The 14,511-nt window shown below is 62.6% G+C and carries 14 protein-coding genes and 1 pseudogene; 7 read left to right on the top strand and 8 right to left on the bottom strand.

Annotated elements, in window-relative coordinates; genetic code table 11:
- Window positions 1–12: 12 nt before the first annotated feature.
- Window positions 13–1,503 carry a TRAP transporter large permease subunit gene (locus MHI61_RS26475; RefSeq protein WP_239791182.1) on the top strand — a complete coding sequence of 497 codons (1,491 nt, stop codon included), beginning with the start codon at window positions 13–15 and terminating at the stop codon, window positions 1,501–1,503.
- Window positions 1,504–1,593: 90 nt separating this feature from the next.
- Here MHI61_RS26475 and MHI61_RS26470 read toward each other — a convergent pair whose 3' ends face one another.
- Both MHI61_RS26470 and MHI61_RS26465 read right to left on the bottom strand, forming a co-directional pair.
- Entirely contained in the window at window positions 1,594–2,700 is a 1,107-nt protein-coding gene (locus tag MHI61_RS26470) for a TRAP transporter substrate-binding protein (protein ID WP_239791181.1), read from the bottom strand.
- 104 nt (window positions 2,701–2,804) lie between these two features.
- A complete protein-coding gene (locus MHI61_RS26465; protein WP_183841554.1) occupies window positions 2,805–3,014 on the bottom strand; it encodes a hypothetical protein in 210 nt (69 codons plus the stop codon).
- Between MHI61_RS26465 and MHI61_RS26460 the strand changes: the two genes are divergently transcribed.
- Complete coding sequence (locus MHI61_RS26460; RefSeq protein WP_239791180.1) at window positions 2,992–3,771, top strand: gamma-glutamyl-gamma-aminobutyrate hydrolase family protein; 780 nt, start codon at window positions 2,992–2,994, stop codon at window positions 3,769–3,771. The two genes, MHI61_RS26465 and MHI61_RS26460, sit on opposite strands and share 23 nt — an antisense overlap.
- A 40-nt stretch (window positions 3,772–3,811) precedes the next feature.
- On the opposite strand, the gene MHI61_RS26455 is transcribed toward MHI61_RS26460, so the two are convergent.
- The 3 genes from MHI61_RS26455 to MHI61_RS26445 form a co-directional block, all read right to left on the bottom strand.
- Window positions 3,812–4,768 carry a 2-hydroxyacid dehydrogenase gene (locus tag MHI61_RS26455; protein ID WP_239791179.1) on the bottom strand — a complete coding sequence of 319 codons (957 nt, stop codon included), beginning with the start codon at window positions 4,766–4,768 and terminating at the stop codon, window positions 3,812–3,814.
- A 27-nt stretch (window positions 4,769–4,795) separates the two neighbouring features.
- Window positions 4,796–5,818, bottom strand: coding sequence for a LacI family DNA-binding transcriptional regulator (locus tag MHI61_RS26450; protein ID WP_020922290.1), 1,023 nt, complete (start codon window positions 5,816–5,818; stop codon window positions 4,796–4,798).
- A 119-nt stretch (window positions 5,819–5,937) separates the two neighbouring features.
- Window positions 5,938–6,450 carry a MarR family winged helix-turn-helix transcriptional regulator gene (locus tag MHI61_RS26445; protein WP_041683777.1) on the bottom strand — a complete coding sequence of 171 codons (513 nt, stop codon included), beginning with the start codon at window positions 6,448–6,450 and terminating at the stop codon, window positions 5,938–5,940.
- Between the two features lie 85 nt (window positions 6,451–6,535).
- Between MHI61_RS26445 and MHI61_RS26440 the strand changes: the two genes are divergently transcribed.
- From MHI61_RS26440 to cysE, 5 genes are all read left to right on the top strand, one after another.
- On the top strand, window positions 6,536–7,324 hold the full coding sequence (locus MHI61_RS26440; protein ID WP_239791178.1) for a creatininase family protein: 789 nt from the start codon (window positions 6,536–6,538) through the stop codon (window positions 7,322–7,324).
- Between the two features lie 142 nt (window positions 7,325–7,466).
- Window positions 7,467–8,564, top strand: coding sequence for a GTP-binding protein (locus MHI61_RS26435; RefSeq protein WP_239791177.1), 1,098 nt, complete (start codon window positions 7,467–7,469; stop codon window positions 8,562–8,564).
- Window positions 8,564–9,553, top strand: a complete 990-nt coding sequence (locus tag MHI61_RS26430; RefSeq protein WP_239791176.1) for a WD40 repeat domain-containing protein — start codon at window positions 8,564–8,566, stop codon at window positions 9,551–9,553. Before MHI61_RS26435 ends, MHI61_RS26430 begins: the two co-directional genes overlap by 1 nt.
- A 16-nt stretch (window positions 9,554–9,569) precedes the next feature.
- Complete coding sequence (locus MHI61_RS26425) at window positions 9,570–10,073, top strand: GNAT family N-acetyltransferase (protein WP_239791175.1); 504 nt, start codon at window positions 9,570–9,572, stop codon at window positions 10,071–10,073.
- Window positions 10,074–10,271: 198 nt separating this feature from the next.
- The gene (cysE, locus tag MHI61_RS26420) at window positions 10,272–11,090 is read left to right on the top strand and encodes a serine O-acetyltransferase (protein WP_239791174.1); all 819 of its coding nucleotides are present in this window, start codon (window positions 10,272–10,274) and stop codon (window positions 11,088–11,090) included.
- A 279-nt stretch (window positions 11,091–11,369) separates the two neighbouring features.
- On the opposite strand, the gene MHI61_RS26415 is transcribed toward cysE, so the two are convergent.
- The 3 genes and pseudogenes from MHI61_RS26415 to MHI61_RS26405 form a co-directional block, all read right to left on the bottom strand.
- The gene (locus MHI61_RS26415; protein ID WP_239791173.1) at window positions 11,370–12,527 is read right to left on the bottom strand and encodes a GGDEF domain-containing protein; all 1,158 of its coding nucleotides are present in this window, start codon (window positions 12,525–12,527) and stop codon (window positions 11,370–11,372) included.
- A 90-nt stretch (window positions 12,528–12,617) separates the two neighbouring features.
- Window positions 12,618–13,645: pseudogene (locus MHI61_RS26410) on the bottom strand (serine hydrolase).
- Between the two features lie 223 nt (window positions 13,646–13,868).
- A complete protein-coding gene (locus tag MHI61_RS26405; protein WP_239791172.1) occupies window positions 13,869–14,459 on the bottom strand; it encodes an N-acetyltransferase in 591 nt (196 codons plus the stop codon).
- Window positions 14,460–14,511 lie beyond the last annotated feature (52 nt).

Raw genomic sequence — 14,511 nt, 5'->3', positions numbered from 1 at the left:
GGAGGAACGGATTTGTTTGATTTCGGCATTATTCCGCCGGCCATGTTCCTGGGCATGGTCATCTTCATGCTCTACGGCTTTCCGGTCGCCTTTTCGCTCGCCGCCGTCGGACTGTTCTTCGGCATCATCGGCATCGCCACCGGCCATTTCAGCGAAGCCTTTCTGCAAGCGCTGCCCCTGCGCTTTTTCGGCATCGTCTCCAACGACCTGCTGCTCGCCATTCCCTTCTTCACCTTCATGGGCGCGGTGCTGGAACGCTGCGGCCTTGCCGAGGATCTGCTCGAAGGCACCGGCAAGCTCTTTGGCGGCATTCCCGGCGGCCTCGCCTATGCCGTCATCCTGGTCGGCGCCGTCCTCGGCGCCATCACCGGCACGGTGGCCGCCTCCGTCATCACCATGGGCGTGATCTCGCTGCCGATCATGCTGCGCTACGGTTACAACCCGCGCCTTGCCACCGGCGTCATCGCCGCCTCCGGCACCATCACCCAGGTGATCCCGCCCTCGCTCGTGCTCGTCGTCCTCGCCGACCAGCTCGGCAGATCGGTCGGCGACATGTATCTCGGCGCGATCGGCCCCTCGATCCTGCAGGTGGCGATCTTCGTCCTCTTCATCCTTGTCATGTCGATCATCCGGCCGAAATCGATGCCACCGCTGCCGAAAGAGGTGCGCGGCAACCTTGACTGGGCGCTGCTCGCCAAAGTGCTGATGGGCATGGTGCCGTCGATCGTGCTGATCTTCCTCGTGCTCGGCACGATCTTCATGGGGCTTGCGACGCCGACGGAAGCCGGCGCGCTCGGCGTGGTCGGCGCCATGGGGCTCGCCGCCCTGCATCGCCGTCTCACCTGGCCGCTGATCCGTGAGGCGATGACGTCGACCACCCATATCACCTCGATGGTGGTGATGATCCTGATCGGCTCCACCTGTTTCAGCCTGGTCTTCCAGGGCATGGACGGTTCGCGCTGGATCGAGCACATGCTCTCGGGCATCCCTGGCGGCCCGGTCGGCTTCCTGATCTTTGTCAACATCTTCATCTTCGTGCTCGCCTTCTTCCTCGATTTCTTCGAAATCGCCTTCATCGTCATCCCGATGCTCGCCCCCGTCGCTTCCAGTCTCGGCATCGACCTGATCTGGTTCGGCGTGCTGATCTGCGTCAACATGCAGACGAGCTTCATGCATCCGCCCTTCGGCTTCGCGCTCTTCTATCTGCGCTCGATCGCCAGCAAGGACGTCAAGACCTCCGATATCTATATGGGCGCGCTGCCCTGGGTCGGCATGCAGATCATCCTGGTGGCAATCGTGATCTTCTGGCCGCAATCGGTCACCTACTGGCTGGATCACGGCCCGAAGGTCGACCCGAACTCGATCAAGATCGAAGTGCCGGGCTTCGGCGGCCAGCTCGGCCTGCCGCCGGTGGGCGGCGGCGGCAATGGCACGCCGCAGATCCCCGGCCTGAACCTGCCGCCGCTCGGCTTGCCGGGAGCCCCGCCGCCACCTGCGAAATAACTCCCCCAAAATAACAGGGCCAAAACAAAACCCCGGACCAAGCGATCCGGGGTTTTGGTATGCGTTCGTGTCAGGCGCCGATGGAAGCCCTCAGAGCTTGCCAGCCCGCTGCTGGATCATCATGAACGTATCAAACGTGTATTCCGAGAGCTGCATCCACAGATAGGCGTCGCGCTTGAAAGCGGTCTGGTCGTCGTAGATCTTCTTGAAATACTGGTTGTTGGCCGCGATTTCGCCGTAGATGCCCATGGCCGCCTGGAAGCAGGCCTCCATGATCTCCTGGCTGAACGGGCGCAGCGTCGCGCCTTCGGCGACGAGCTGCTTCAGCGCCGTCGGGTTCTTCGTGTCGTATTTCGCCAGCATGTTGGTGTTGGCGAAGGCGCAGGCGTCGGTGAGCGCTGCCTGGTAGTGCTTCGGCAGGTTGCTCCATTTGTCGAGATTGAAGAACGCATGCACCGTCGGGCCGCCTTCCCACCAGCCCGGATAATAGTAATATTTCGCCACCTTGTGGAAGCCGAGCTTCAGATCGTCATAGGGACCGACGAATTCCGCCGCATCGATCGTGCCCTTTTCAAGCGCCGGGTAGATGTCGCCGCCGGCGATCTGCTGCGGGACGACGCCGACCTTCTCCATGACCCGGCCGGCAAGGCCGGCGATGCGCATCTTGACGCCCTTCAGGTCATCGAGCGTATTGATTTCCTTGCGGAACCAGCCGCCCATCTGGGCACCGGTATTGCCGGCCGGCAAAGCATACATGCCCTGCGTGGCATAAAACTCGTTCATCAGCTTGTTGCCGTTGCCGTCATTAAACCAGGCATTGGTCAGGCGGCTGTTGAGGCCGAAGGGGATCGCCGTTCCGATGGCGTAGGTCGGATCCTTGCCGACGAAATAATAAGAGGTGGTGTGGGCTGCCTCGACCGTACCGGCAGCCACCGCATCGACGGCCTGCAGACCCGGCACGACTTCACCGGCCGCGAAAGGCTGGATGGTGAAATTGCCGTCGGTTGCGGCGGCAACATGCTTGGCGATGTCTTCGGCACCGCCATAGATCGTATCCAAGCTCTTCGGAAACGACGACGTCATGCGCCACGCGATCTTCGGATTCTCCTGCGCGATCGCAGGCGCTGCCAATGCCGTTGCGGCAACCGCGCCGGCCCCGGCGGTTCCCGCCTTCTTGAAAAACGAACGACGATCCATCAAAAACCTCCCGTATAGATGGCACTGCGCGGCCAATCTTCACCCCTACCCGCAGCGAGGGCAGAGCTAAGCATGGCGAGGGCCGCGATTCAAGCTTTAGTCTATTAGCCTTTGGCATCAAGACGGCAATAAGGCAACACGCAGGCGCCCATCAAAATCAGCAGCTTAGCCGCGAGGACAGACGCCACGACGAGGCGCTGGCGGAAATCGGCCGCCAGCTGCAGCCAAACGTTGACTTCGCGGCCATTCTGGCGGCAGAAACGACAAGCAGAAGATTTCACCGGGGCGAACATGACGAAACCGATCGTTGCCATTCCTGCCGATATCCGCAGCTTCGACGGCGCGACCTGGCACGCCGTGCAGCATCAATATCTCAGCGCCGCGTTGAATGCGGCCGGCGTCATGGCCTTTGTCATCCCGGCTTTCGAGGCGGGCTACGACACAGACGCGATCCTCGACCGCGTCGATGGTCTGCTGGTATCGGGCTCGGCCAGCAATGTGCATCCTTCGCTTTACGGCGCCGAGGCGAATGACAAGGACGGTCCCTTCGATCCCGCCCGCGACGCCACAAGCCTGCCGCTCATCCGCCGCGCCATCGATCGCGCCATCCCGCTGCTCGCCATCTGCCGCGGCATTCAGGAGCTGAATGTCGCTCTCGGCGGCTCGCTGGCAAGCGAGATCCACGAGCAACCCGGCATCTGGGACCATCGCCGGCCGGAAGGCGTCGACCGTGACGGCATGTACGCCATCCGCCAGACTGTCCACGTCAAGGAAGGGTCCTGTATTGCCGGCATCATCGGCCCGGGCGATATCCGCGTCAACTCGCTGCATCGCCAGGCGATCGCCAGGACCGCGCCGCGCCTGCAGGTGGAGGCCACCGCCGAGGACGGCACCGTGGAGGCCGTTTCCGTCATCGATGCCAAGGCCTTCGCTGTCGGCGTGCAATGGCATCCGGAATATTGGGCCGAAACCGACAAGACGTCGAACCGGCTGTTTGCCGCCTTCGGCGACGCCGTTCGCAGTTATGCCGCCGCCAAACCGCCCGTGACCGCGGCGCAGGCGATCGCCTGACCACTGGCCAGGTCAAGTGCGCCAGCTTGAACCATCGCGTCTAAACCTTTTGCGGTGTCTCCGGCACCGGCGTCAGCGCCGTCCCCTTCTCGAACCAGGCGATCAGATTGTCGGCCACGAGGTCGGCCATCGCATTGCGCGTGGGCACGGAGGCCGAGGCGACGTGCGGCAGCAGCACGGCATTGGCCGGTTCCATGAGCGTCGCCGGCACGGTCGGCTCTTCATAGAAGACGTCGAGGCCGGCCGCGCCGAGCGCGCCTGACGCCAGAGCCGCACTCAGCGCCTCTTCATCCACCGTCCAGCCGCGGCCGACATTGACGAGGATGCCGTTCGGACCGAGAGCGGCGAGAATATCGGCATCGATCGTCTTGTGCGTCTGCGGCGTCTTCGGAACGATGGCGATCAATGTGTCCACCGCCTCGGCCAGTCCCTTCAGCGTCGGGTAATATTCATAGGGCGCATCGGCATGGCGCGACCGTGTGTGATAGCTGATCTTCACCTTGAACGGCTCCAGCCGTTTGGCAATCTCGAGCCCGATGCGGCCGAGGCCGTAGAGCCCGACGTGACGGCCCTTGAGCGAGAAACGCGACAAGGGATAGGCCGTGCCCGGCTTCCAGTTGCCCGCGCGCAGCCAGGCTTCGGCCCGCGGCAATTCGCGGATCGTGTTCAAGAGCAGGCCGATCGCCGTGTCGGCAACCTCGTCGTTCAGAACGTCAGGCGTATTGGTGACGACGATGCCCTTTTCGGCCGCCCGTTTTACATCCATTCCGTCATACCCGACGCCGAAACTGGCGATCACCTCGACGCCAGGCAGCTGGTCCATCCAGGCACCTGGAAAAGCGCCGGAGACGGCGACGCCGCGGATGCGGCCGGCTGTCTCGCCGTTGAGCGCCAGCTTCTCCTCGCGGGCGACGGCAATGATCTCAAAACGATCCTTCAGCCTTTCGAGAACACGCTCGTGTATCTTCCCAGGAACGAGAATGGCGATGCGGGACATGGCTTTTCCTCTTGGACGGGGTCTGGTTCAGGCGCGGGGCCGATGGGGACTGGTCGACTGGCGGATGCGCATTTCCGGCTTGATGAGATGCATGCCGTCAGGTTCGTGGCTGCCGGCGAGACGATCGAGAAGCGCGCGCGCAGCCAGGCGGCCGACTTCGGTCTGGCCGTTCCAGACGGTCGTCAGCGCCGGTGTGGCGATCGAAGCTTCCTCGAGATCGTCATAACCGGTGACGGAAATGTCGCGCCCCGGCACCAGTCCGGCACGGGCAATGCCGTTCATCAGGCCGATGGCGACGAGATCGTTCCAGCAGACGGCCGCCGTCGGCTTCTGCGGCAGCGAGAGGAAATGCACCGCGGCCTCGAAACCGCCCTGCTTCGAGCGCGGACCGGGAATGCGCAGGTTCGGATCGACTTCGATGCCGGCCTTGCGCAGCGCATTGACATAACCCTGGTAGCGGTCGCGGCCGGTGGACGTCTGGTCCGTGCCGCCGATCATCGCGATCGAGCGGTGACCGAGGCCGATCAGGTGGTTGGTGGCAAGAGAAATGCCATAACTGTCGTCACCGCGATAGGTCGGCAGTTCCAGACCGTCCATCGAGCGGGCGACAAGGATTGCCGGCATGCCGTTTTCCTCCGCCAGCTGTAGATCTTCCGGCGGCGTGCCGATCGCCGGCGACATGATGACGCCGTCGCCGCCGAGCTGCAGGAGCGTTTCGATGAAGGTGCGCTGCTTTTCGACATTGTCGTAATGGTTGGAAAGGATGAAGGTGTGGCGGCTGCGATCGAGCTCGCTTTCGATCGCCTTCAGGATCTCGCCGTAGAAGGGGTTCATGATGTCGTGCACGACGACGCCGATGATGCCGGAGCGCGAGGTGCGCAGGCTGGCGGCACGGCGATTGTAGATGTAGCCGAGCGCGCGCGCCTGTTCCTTGATCTTCTCCCGCGTATTGCCGGCAACCAGCGGACTGTCGCGCAAAGCGAGCGATACGGTCGCCGTTGAAATGCCGAGCGTTTCGGCGATTGTCGAAAGCTTGATCTTCTGGACCACGTGTCCTCCTCCAGGCAGCACGCAAGACAGCAGACCTCGTCGGAAAACCGGCGCGGTCCCTTAAAATGTTTAATTAAAAGATTTAACAGGCGGAAGCAATTCGTCTTTTCAGCGAAATTTCAGTCTTCATCAGGTTCTTCCAAAGGAAGCGCTTCGGCCTGCAGATTGGCGTCGATCGCCTTCAGCAGACGCACGAGATTGCGGATTTCCTTTTCTGAAAATTCCAGCGTCGCCAGCCTGTCGCAGGCCGAGGCCGCCATCTCGATCGCCCGCACGCTGTCGCGGCCGAGCGCCGTGAGATAGACCTTGGTCAGGCGCGCATCCTCGGCGTCGGGCTTGCGCTCGAGGAAGCCCTGCGCCTCCATGCGGCCGATCGTGCGGGTCATCGTCGGCGCCTTGACGCCGAGCTTTTGGGCAAGACCGCCCGCCGTCATGCCGTCGCTCTCGGCGAGCGAGAGAATGACGCCGTCCTGGCCGGCATAGAGGCCGCTTTCGAACAGGTTGCGCGACAGCACCGTACGCATGGAACGAGCCGCCTGGGTCAGCGCCGGCGAGAGATCGACGAGCGTATACTCCGTCTGGTCCTTCTTCTTGGACTTGCTCTTCTTGCCGTCCTTATGCTTCTTTCCCATAGCCATCCCTTTGATCTTTAAGCCCCGACGCCGCTGCGATATGACATTGCCCAGGATCTCGTCATAAACAAGAGGCAACGACCGGATGATGACGCCTTCGCCCCGCTTCGACGAAAGCCGCCCGGCCTCGACCCCTGCCGCGCGCCGCCCGATCGCCGTGCTGCCGCTTGGTGCTCATGAGCAGCACGGCCCTCACCTGCCCTTCGAAACCGACACGCTGATTGCCGAAGGCATCGCCCAACGATTGAAGGCGGCCCTGCCCGCCGGTCTGCCGGTCACCTTCCTGCCCGCCGAATCGGTCGGCTACTCCATAGAGCATATGGATGTTGAAGGAACAAAGACGCTCGCCTTCGACGAGGCGGTCCACCGCTGGCTCGGCATTGCCGAAGGCCTGGCCAAGCAGGGTACCCGCAAATTGGTGATGCTGAACGCCCATGGCGGCAACTCGCCCCTGATGACCATCGTCGCAACCGAGGCGCGGGGCCGCTTTGCCATGCTGGCTGTGGCGACGAGCTGGACCCGCTTCGGCCTGCCGGACGGGGTGATCCCGCCGGGGGAAAAGGCGATCGGCGTTCATGGCGGCGATATCGAGACCTCGGTCATGCTGGCGCTTCATCCTGACAGGGTCGATATGGCGAAGGCTGCAGATTTCCCTTCGCGACAGACGGAATTTGCCGAACGCTTCAAACATCTGCGCGCCTACGGGCCGCACGCCTTCGGCTGGAAGATGTCGGATCTCAATGCCGAAGGCGTGGCAGGCAATGCCGCGGCGGCGACGGCTGAAAAGGGCGAGGCGCTGATTGCCCATGCGGTAAGGGGCCTGGTGGAACTGCTGGAAGATGTCGATGCCTTCGACGTCGGCGAGTTCCGGTGAAGACGGATCCGCACCGGCAGATGATGTGATCTTATAACATTATAAAACCCTTTGAACTGCCGCGCCCATGCCATTATATGAGACCAACCGTTTAAGCAGCCGATCCAAAACGCTCGGCCCACGCCTAATCCTAGAGGTTCTCATGACCGACGCGACAGCCACCCTGAAGCCCATTCCCGTCACCGTGCTCACCGGTTATCTCGGTGCCGGCAAGACGACGTTGCTCAACCGCATCCTGTCGGAAAATCACGGCAAGAAATATGCGGTCATCGTCAATGAATTCGGCGAGATCGGCATCGACAACGACCTGATCGTCGAGTCGGATGAAGAGATCTACGAGATGAACAATGGCTGCGTCTGTTGCACGGTGCGCGGCGACCTGATCCGCGTCGTCGAAGGCCTGATGCGCCGTCCCGGCCGCTTCGACGGCATCATCGTCGAAACGACGGGCCTTGCCGATCCGGTGCCGGTCGCCCAGACCTTCTTCATGGATGACGACGTGCGCGCCAAGACCGAGCTCGACGCCGTCATCGCTCTTGTCGACGCCAAGCACCTGCCGCTGCGCCTGAAGGACAGCCGCGAGGCCGAAGATCAGATCGCCTTCGCCGACGTCGTCGTCATCAACAAGAGCGACCTGGTGACCGCGGAAGAACTTGACGTGATCGAAGACATCGTCCGCGCCATCAACCCGGCCGCCCGCGTTTACAAGACCAGCCGCTCGGGCGTCGACCTCGCCCGTGTGCTCGACCAGGGCGCCTTCAACCTGGAGCGTGCGCTCGAAAACGATCCGCATTTCCTCGAGCACGGTCATGACGATCATGTCTGCGGCCCGGATTGCGATCATCATCACCATGATCACGATCATCAGCATGATGATCACGACCACCACCATCACGACCATGACCATCACCATCATGGCGCGATGTCGGCGATTCACGATGTCACGGTGCAGTCGGTGTCGCTGCGCGGCGGCGAGATGAACCCGGAGCGCTTCTTCCCCTGGATCCAGAAGGTCACCCAGATTCAGGGCCCGAACATCCTGCGCCTCAAGGGCATCATCGCCTTCAAGGACGATCCCGAGCGTTACGTCGTTCAGGGCGTGCACATGATCATCGAGGGCGATCATCAGCGGCCTTGGAAGGACGGCGAGAAGCATGAAAGCCGTCTGGTCTTCATCGGCCGCGATCTCGACCATGAAAAGCTCGAGGCCTCCTTCAAGGCATGCGAGGCAGCCGCCTGATGCCGACAGTTGCACCGCTTGATCTCGACGGCCACGTTCTGGCCGTCGAATTTTTAGGTGACATCCCCTTCTTCGCAAACGCAAACGGCACGTTTCATCGGCTGGGCGGCGGCGAGAGGGTTTGCGAGGCCCATCAGGGCATGCTCACCGCCATCCGCGATCCCTATAGCGACAGCCTGATCTCGGGCGGCGAGGACGGCAAGGTGCTGCGCATTGCCGCCGACGGCAGCGTCAGCGAACTCGCGACGGCGCCGCGCAAGTGGATCTCGCAGGTCGCGGCCGGCCCGCAAGGCGCCGTCGCTTATTCTCATGGCAAGGGCTCGCTCGTCCGCCTCGCCGACGGCACCACCAAGGAATTCCCGGAGGAACGCACCGTCGAAGGCATCGCCTTCGCGCCGAAAGGCCTGCGCATCGCCGCCGCCCGCTACAATGGCGTGTCGCTGCATTGGGTCGGCACGAGCGCCAAACCGGTCGATCTCGAATGGAAGGGCGCCCATACCGGCGTCACCTTCTCGCCTGACGGCAATTTTCTCGTCACCTCGATGCAGGAAAATGCCTTGCACGGCTGGAAGCTCGACAGCAAACCCGGCGCCGAGGCCCGGCACATGCGCATGACCGGCTATCCCGCCAAGGTGAAATCGCTGTCCTGGTCGGTGAAGGGCAAATGGCTCGCCTCATCAGGCGCGCCCGCGGCCATCGTCTGGCCCTTCCAGGGCAAGGACGGGCCGATGGGCAAGGCGCCGCTCGAGCTCGGCACCCGCGCCAATATCATGGCGACCTCGGTGAAATTTCATCCGCTGGAAGACATTCTTGCCATCGGCTTCATCGACGGCATGATTCTGGCCGTACGCATCGCCGACAGCAAGGAAGCGCTGCTGCGCCGCCCCGGCAAGGGGGCGATCACGGCGATGAGCTGGAGCGCAAACGGCAAGCTGCTCGCTTTCGCCTCCGAAGCCGGCGATTGCGGCGTCATCGATATTTCGGCGTGAATTCCTGTTGCCGGCAATGGGCGACGCCGTGACCGAACCGGAGATCGTGGCGCTTGGCGCCGAGCATATGCAGGCGGCGGCGGCAATCAGGCGCGTCGCCCTGTGGCGGCGATTGCCTTGGCTGCCGGATCTGCATACGCCTGAGGAAGAAGAGCAGTACTGGCGCACGCATCTCCTGCCGAATTGCACCATCCTCGGCGCCGAGATCGGAAACCGGCTGGTCGGCGTTATCGCCTATTGTGACGGTTGGATCGAACAGCTTTACGTTCTCCCTGATTTCCAGAATATCGGCATCGGCTCCCTGCTGCTCGGCTGCGCCCGGGAGGAGATGGATGAAATCAGGCTCTGGACGCTCCAGCGCAATAGCGGCGCCCGCGCTTTCTACGAGCGGCACGGTTTTTCCGTCGAGGAAAAGACCGATGGTCTCGATAATGAGGAAAAAGAGCCCGACGTGCTCTATCACTGGCGCCGGCTTCCGGAGCTGACGCGTGGCCTACAGCCGTCTGATCCAGGGCCGTAGAACATCGGACTTGCCAAATGCCCTAGAACAGGATGATTTTAGGCCCGGTCGGCCTAAAATCATCCTGTTCTAAATTAAAGAGTTAGAGCATGATGTCGTCCGAAAACCGCTCACACTTTTCGGCATCATGCTCTAGCCAGGCGAAACATGAACCGCGCGCAGCAAGTGGCTGCGCTGTCGCTGACAGAGGAAACGGGAATGCCGAAATCGACCGGCCTCGGTTTGGCCGAACAACAGCCGCCGTCCCCGGACAATGCCTCCGTCTGGGCGGTGATCCGCGCCGAGGCGGCCGAACTTGCCGTGCGCGAGCCGATCTTGCGACGGCTGCTGGCCACAGAGGTAACGGATGCCATCGGCAACAATGAGATCATCGCCCGGGTGCTGGCGGCGCGGCTTTCGGTGACGCAGGTGGAAACAGGCAATCTGTTCGATCTTATCCTCTCCACCCTCACCGACGATATCATGCGGAAGATCGAGGCCGATCTCGCAGCCGTGCGCGAGCGCGACCCGGCCTGCACGACGTTCCTGCACGCGCTCCTCAACCTTAAGGGTTTTCATGCGCTGCAGACACACCGCATCGCCCACGCGCTCTGGAACGCCGGCCGGCCGGAAATCGCCACCTGGCTCGCCAATCTTGCCTCGCTGGTCTTCGGCCCGGATATCCATCCGGCCGCACGGATCGGCGCTTCCATCATGCTCGATCATGGCTCGGGCATTGTCATCGGCGAGACGGCAGTGATCGAGGATGAAGTATCGATCCTGCAGAATGTGACGCTCGGCGGCACCGGCAAGGAAACCGGCGACCGCCACCCGAAGATCCGCCACGGCGTGATGATCGGCGCCGGCGCCAAGATCCTCGGCAATATCGAAATCGGCGCTTTCAGCAAGATCGCCGCCGGCAGCGTCGTGCTAAAAGCGGTTCCCGAACATTGCACGGTCGCCGGCGTGCCGGCCACCGTCGTGCGTATTCACCGCGCCGATGAAATCCCGGCCGAAACGATGGATCAGAATATCTAGATGTTTAGGGCCTTTCCTGGTTAGATCGAATCATTCTGTTGGCTCAAACGGAGTTGGATGGTCGACCGGCCGGCGCGTGTCGTAGCCCAGCTCTACGGCCAAGCCGGCCGGTCGATCAGCCGGCCCGTTTCAGCCAACCCGAAGGGCCGGGCATCTTTCCGCCGGGATCAGAGGCGATCGGCTCGGACGTACCTTGGGGTATGCCCGTCGCCAATCGCCTCTGCCCCGACGAAAACCTGCTCCGGCAGAATGCTTCAATCTAACCAGGAAAGGCTCTAGCTACGCCGCCTGCTGACCTTCCCAGAAGGTTTCGACGCGGTTGCGGCCTTCGCGCTTCGAGCGATAGAGCGCTTCATCCGCCTTGTGGACCAACCGCTCGAAATCCCCGTCGCTTTGTGCGCGCGTGGCGACACCGATGCTCAGCGTCGGAAAGACGGCCAGATCCGGCTGTTGCATGACGGCGGCTGCGAAAGTGAGACGAATGCGCTCGGCGATCGCTACCGCCTCTTCTTGGGAAGCCTTTTTCAGCACCGCCAGGAACTCATCGCCGCCTTGCCGGGCGAGCAGATCATGGGGCTGCAAGATGTTTCTCGAAACATTGACAAAGAGCCGCAGGATCTCGTCGCCGGCGGCATGGCCGTGCCTATCGTTCAGCTGTTTGAAATGGTCGATATCGATGATCAGCAGCGAAACCGGCTGGGAGCCGAGAGCGGGCAGACGCTGGGCAAGTCCCCCGCGATTGAGGGCACCGGTCAGCGGATCGTGATGGGCGAGTTCGGTCAGCTGATTTCGGCTACGCTCGGCCGCCATCAGCACCATCGCCATGCTGCGCAGCATGATGAAGGCGACGGCCGACACCGCCATCCAGCTATGAGCCGCGCTGGCGCCGAAAGGATCCGGCCCGCCGATCTCGCCGGTTGCCGCAAGAATGCTGCGCGCGGCAAAAATCATCGCTGTGCAAATGTAAAGACCGACAAGCAGGGCTGCCGAATACAGCCTTTCGCGCCGGACGATGCTGACGGCTTCCCTCGCAATGGCAAGATCGCAGAGGCAGCAGATGACGGAGACATAGAGGAGCCTTGCCGATACCGCGGTGGGGTCGCTGACGATAAGCACGACAGGCACGCTGACGAGGAGGATCGCAAGCCAGAAATAGCGTTGGTCGAGACCCCGTCCGGAAAAGATGCGCACGGCAAAGAACATCAGCATGTAGCCGGCGATGGTGACGATATTGCCGCCGTCGACCGAAACCGAATAGGGAACGATACCGCGCAGTGCGACGAGGAAGGATCCGACGCCGACAAGCAGGTTGCTTAAACCCCAGCAGAGCGGCCACCTGTCGAAGCGGCCAGTGGCATAGGCTGCAAGCTGGAGAATGCCCAGCACGAAACAGCTCACGGCAACAATGAAATAGATCGTCCTGAGATCCAGCAGCATGACGCTTTCCCAAAATTCTCGCGGACCCTACAGGAAGCCTTTTGCGGTTTGATTGGAGGCTTTGCTAAAAATTTATCGATCACCGTTTTTTCAAGCTGCCCGCACCGCGCCGATGATATCCGCCAGCAGGCCGTGCAGCAGATCCCTGTAGCCGTTTCGCGCCGAGGCGCCGCTCTCCTCGGAAGTCATGACGACCGTCAGGTCGAGCGACGGCACGATATAGAGCATCTGACCGCCGTAACCCCAGGCAAAATGCACCTGCTCGCCGCCGATCTGCCGGGTGAACCAGCCATAGCCATATTCATCGCCGGAGAAGCGTGAGTTGGTCCGATGCTGCCATGACTGGGAAATCCAGTCCCCGGGGACGACCTGGCGGCCTTCGGCGGTCTTGCCGCCGTTGCGATAGAGTTCGCCGAAGGCAAGCAAGGACCGCGCGCTCATCGCCATCTGATTGCCGCCGAGATAGATGCCCTGCGGATCCTGCTCCCATGCACCGATGCGAAAACCCTCGACCGGGCCGAGCCAATCGCGCGCCAACGCCAGCGTCGAGCGGCGGCCGACCCTAGTGAGAATGGCCGAAAGCAGATGCGTGGATGCGGTGGAATAGAGCATTTCGCCGCCGGGCCGATCGACGAAAGGCTGCGAAAGCGCAAAACGAACCCAGTTGCGCGAGGAGACCCAGTGGCCGTAATTCGGTCCGGACATGCGATCGAGCCCCGTCTGCATGGAGAGAAGATTGCCGATGGTGATGTCATTGAGACGCGGATCCGGTGTTTCAGGCAGATCGGCTTTCAGGATCGGCGCGATCTTCTGATCGGGTCCCTCAAGCAGGCCTTTGCCGATGGCGATGCCGACAAGCGCCGAAACGATCGCTTTCGAAGCGGATTTGATATTGGCCGATTCCGCCGGAGAATGTCCGCGGAAGCCGCGTTCGGCAAGCACGCGTCCGCCGCGCGCGACGATCACCGTTTTGAGCGGCCGCATCGCCGGGTCGCTGGCCGCCCGATCGAGACGCGGACCAAGCCCGGTGACGGCGCGGGCCGTGCTCTGGGCGGCAGCCGGCGCCGCTGCGGCAAGCGACAGAAAAAGAAAAACAGCAGCGAGAGAGCGCGGACCATGCGGGGCAAGATAAGGTATCGCCGCGACAGGGTCGCGGGCCGACCGCATTTTTCACGCGATTGTGTTGCCAGTGCACCGGTGGCCGCGGTGCCCGCTTCGCCACGCCGCCGGGCGGGAAGACAATCCGCGCCGCGACCACGGCAGGCCCGCCTGCCTGCATGGTTAAGCGGCGCGGATATTGCCGGCCGGAGGAAGGATATCCGACCCCGGCCAGCCGATGGGTTAGGCGGCGCGGCGAACCGGCGCGCTGGCCAGCATGCGCCCGGACGGGACGATCATGCCGGCCGCGCCGTCAAGCCAGCCTTCCGTAAGCTCGAGCGCAAGAAAGCGCGAGCGTTCGAACGGACCCGGCATGACGAGATGGCGAGCCTTTTCGGCAAAGAAGCCGAAACGCTCGTAATAGGCGGCGTCGCCGACGAGCAGGACAGCGCCATGCCCGCGGTTCTTTGCTTCGAGGATCGCTGCGCGCATCAGCGCCGCGCCGATGCCCTTGCCGCCGTGACGGGAATCGACGGCGAGCGGACCGAGCAGCAGCGCATTGATCGGCGTGCCTGCATCGTTGACGCCGGCCTCGACATTCCAGAGCCGCACCGTGCCGATGACATGACCGTCGCGGTCACGCGCGACCAGCGCCAGGCCCTCGGCCGGAACACGGTTGCGGCGGATCTTCTCCGACGACTTCTTGCGGCGATCCGGCCCCATGACGCGGTCGAGCAGGTTTTCACGGGCAACGACATCCGAGGGATTTTCGGCGTCGATGGCGAAGGTGGTGGGCGCAAAGAATGCGCGGACAGAATCAAGAACAGCGGCCATCTTGGCCTCCCGTACCCAATACCGTTATCAGCGGCGATGAAGGAAAATTGTG

Origin of the sequence: Rhizobium sp. K102, assembly GCF_022385315.1 — a bacterium.
Lineage (GTDB): Bacteria > Pseudomonadota > Alphaproteobacteria > Rhizobiales > Rhizobiaceae > Rhizobium > Rhizobium croatiense.
This window is presented reverse-complemented; position numbering and strand designations above follow the sequence as displayed.

What these genes read in the sequence shown, in the direction of transcription:
- MHI61_RS26440 (WP_239791178.1), top strand. Translation starts at nt 6,536, where the DNA reads ATGATGACGCCTTCGCCCCGCTTCGACGAAAGCCGCCCGGCCTCGACC.
- MHI61_RS26465 (WP_183841554.1), bottom strand. Translation starts at nt 3,014, where the DNA reads ATGGCAACGATCGGTTTCGTCATGTTCGCCCCGGTGAAATCTTCTGCT.
- MHI61_RS26405 (WP_239791172.1), bottom strand. Translation starts at nt 14,459, where the DNA reads ATGGCCGCTGTTCTTGATTCTGTCCGCGCATTCTTTGCGCCCACCACC.
- MHI61_RS26445 (WP_041683777.1), bottom strand. Translation starts at nt 6,450, where the DNA reads ATGGGAAAGAAGCATAAGGACGGCAAGAAGAGCAAGTCCAAGAAGAAG.
- MHI61_RS26415 (WP_239791173.1), bottom strand. Translation starts at nt 12,527, where the DNA reads ATGCTGCTGGATCTCAGGACGATCTATTTCATTGTTGCCGTGAGCTGT.
- MHI61_RS26430 (WP_239791176.1), top strand. Translation starts at nt 8,564, where the DNA reads ATGCCGACAGTTGCACCGCTTGATCTCGACGGCCACGTTCTGGCCGTC.
- cysE (WP_239791174.1), top strand. Translation starts at nt 10,272, where the DNA reads ATGCCGAAATCGACCGGCCTCGGTTTGGCCGAACAACAGCCGCCGTCC.
- MHI61_RS26425 (WP_239791175.1), top strand. Translation starts at nt 9,570, where the DNA reads ATGGGCGACGCCGTGACCGAACCGGAGATCGTGGCGCTTGGCGCCGAG.
- MHI61_RS26435 (WP_239791177.1), top strand. Translation starts at nt 7,467, where the DNA reads ATGACCGACGCGACAGCCACCCTGAAGCCCATTCCCGTCACCGTGCTC.
- MHI61_RS26460 (WP_239791180.1), top strand. Translation starts at nt 2,992, where the DNA reads ATGACGAAACCGATCGTTGCCATTCCTGCCGATATCCGCAGCTTCGAC.
- MHI61_RS26470 (WP_239791181.1), bottom strand. Translation starts at nt 2,700, where the DNA reads ATGGATCGTCGTTCGTTTTTCAAGAAGGCGGGAACCGCCGGGGCCGGC.
- MHI61_RS26455 (WP_239791179.1), bottom strand. Translation starts at nt 4,768, where the DNA reads ATGTCCCGCATCGCCATTCTCGTTCCTGGGAAGATACACGAGCGTGTT.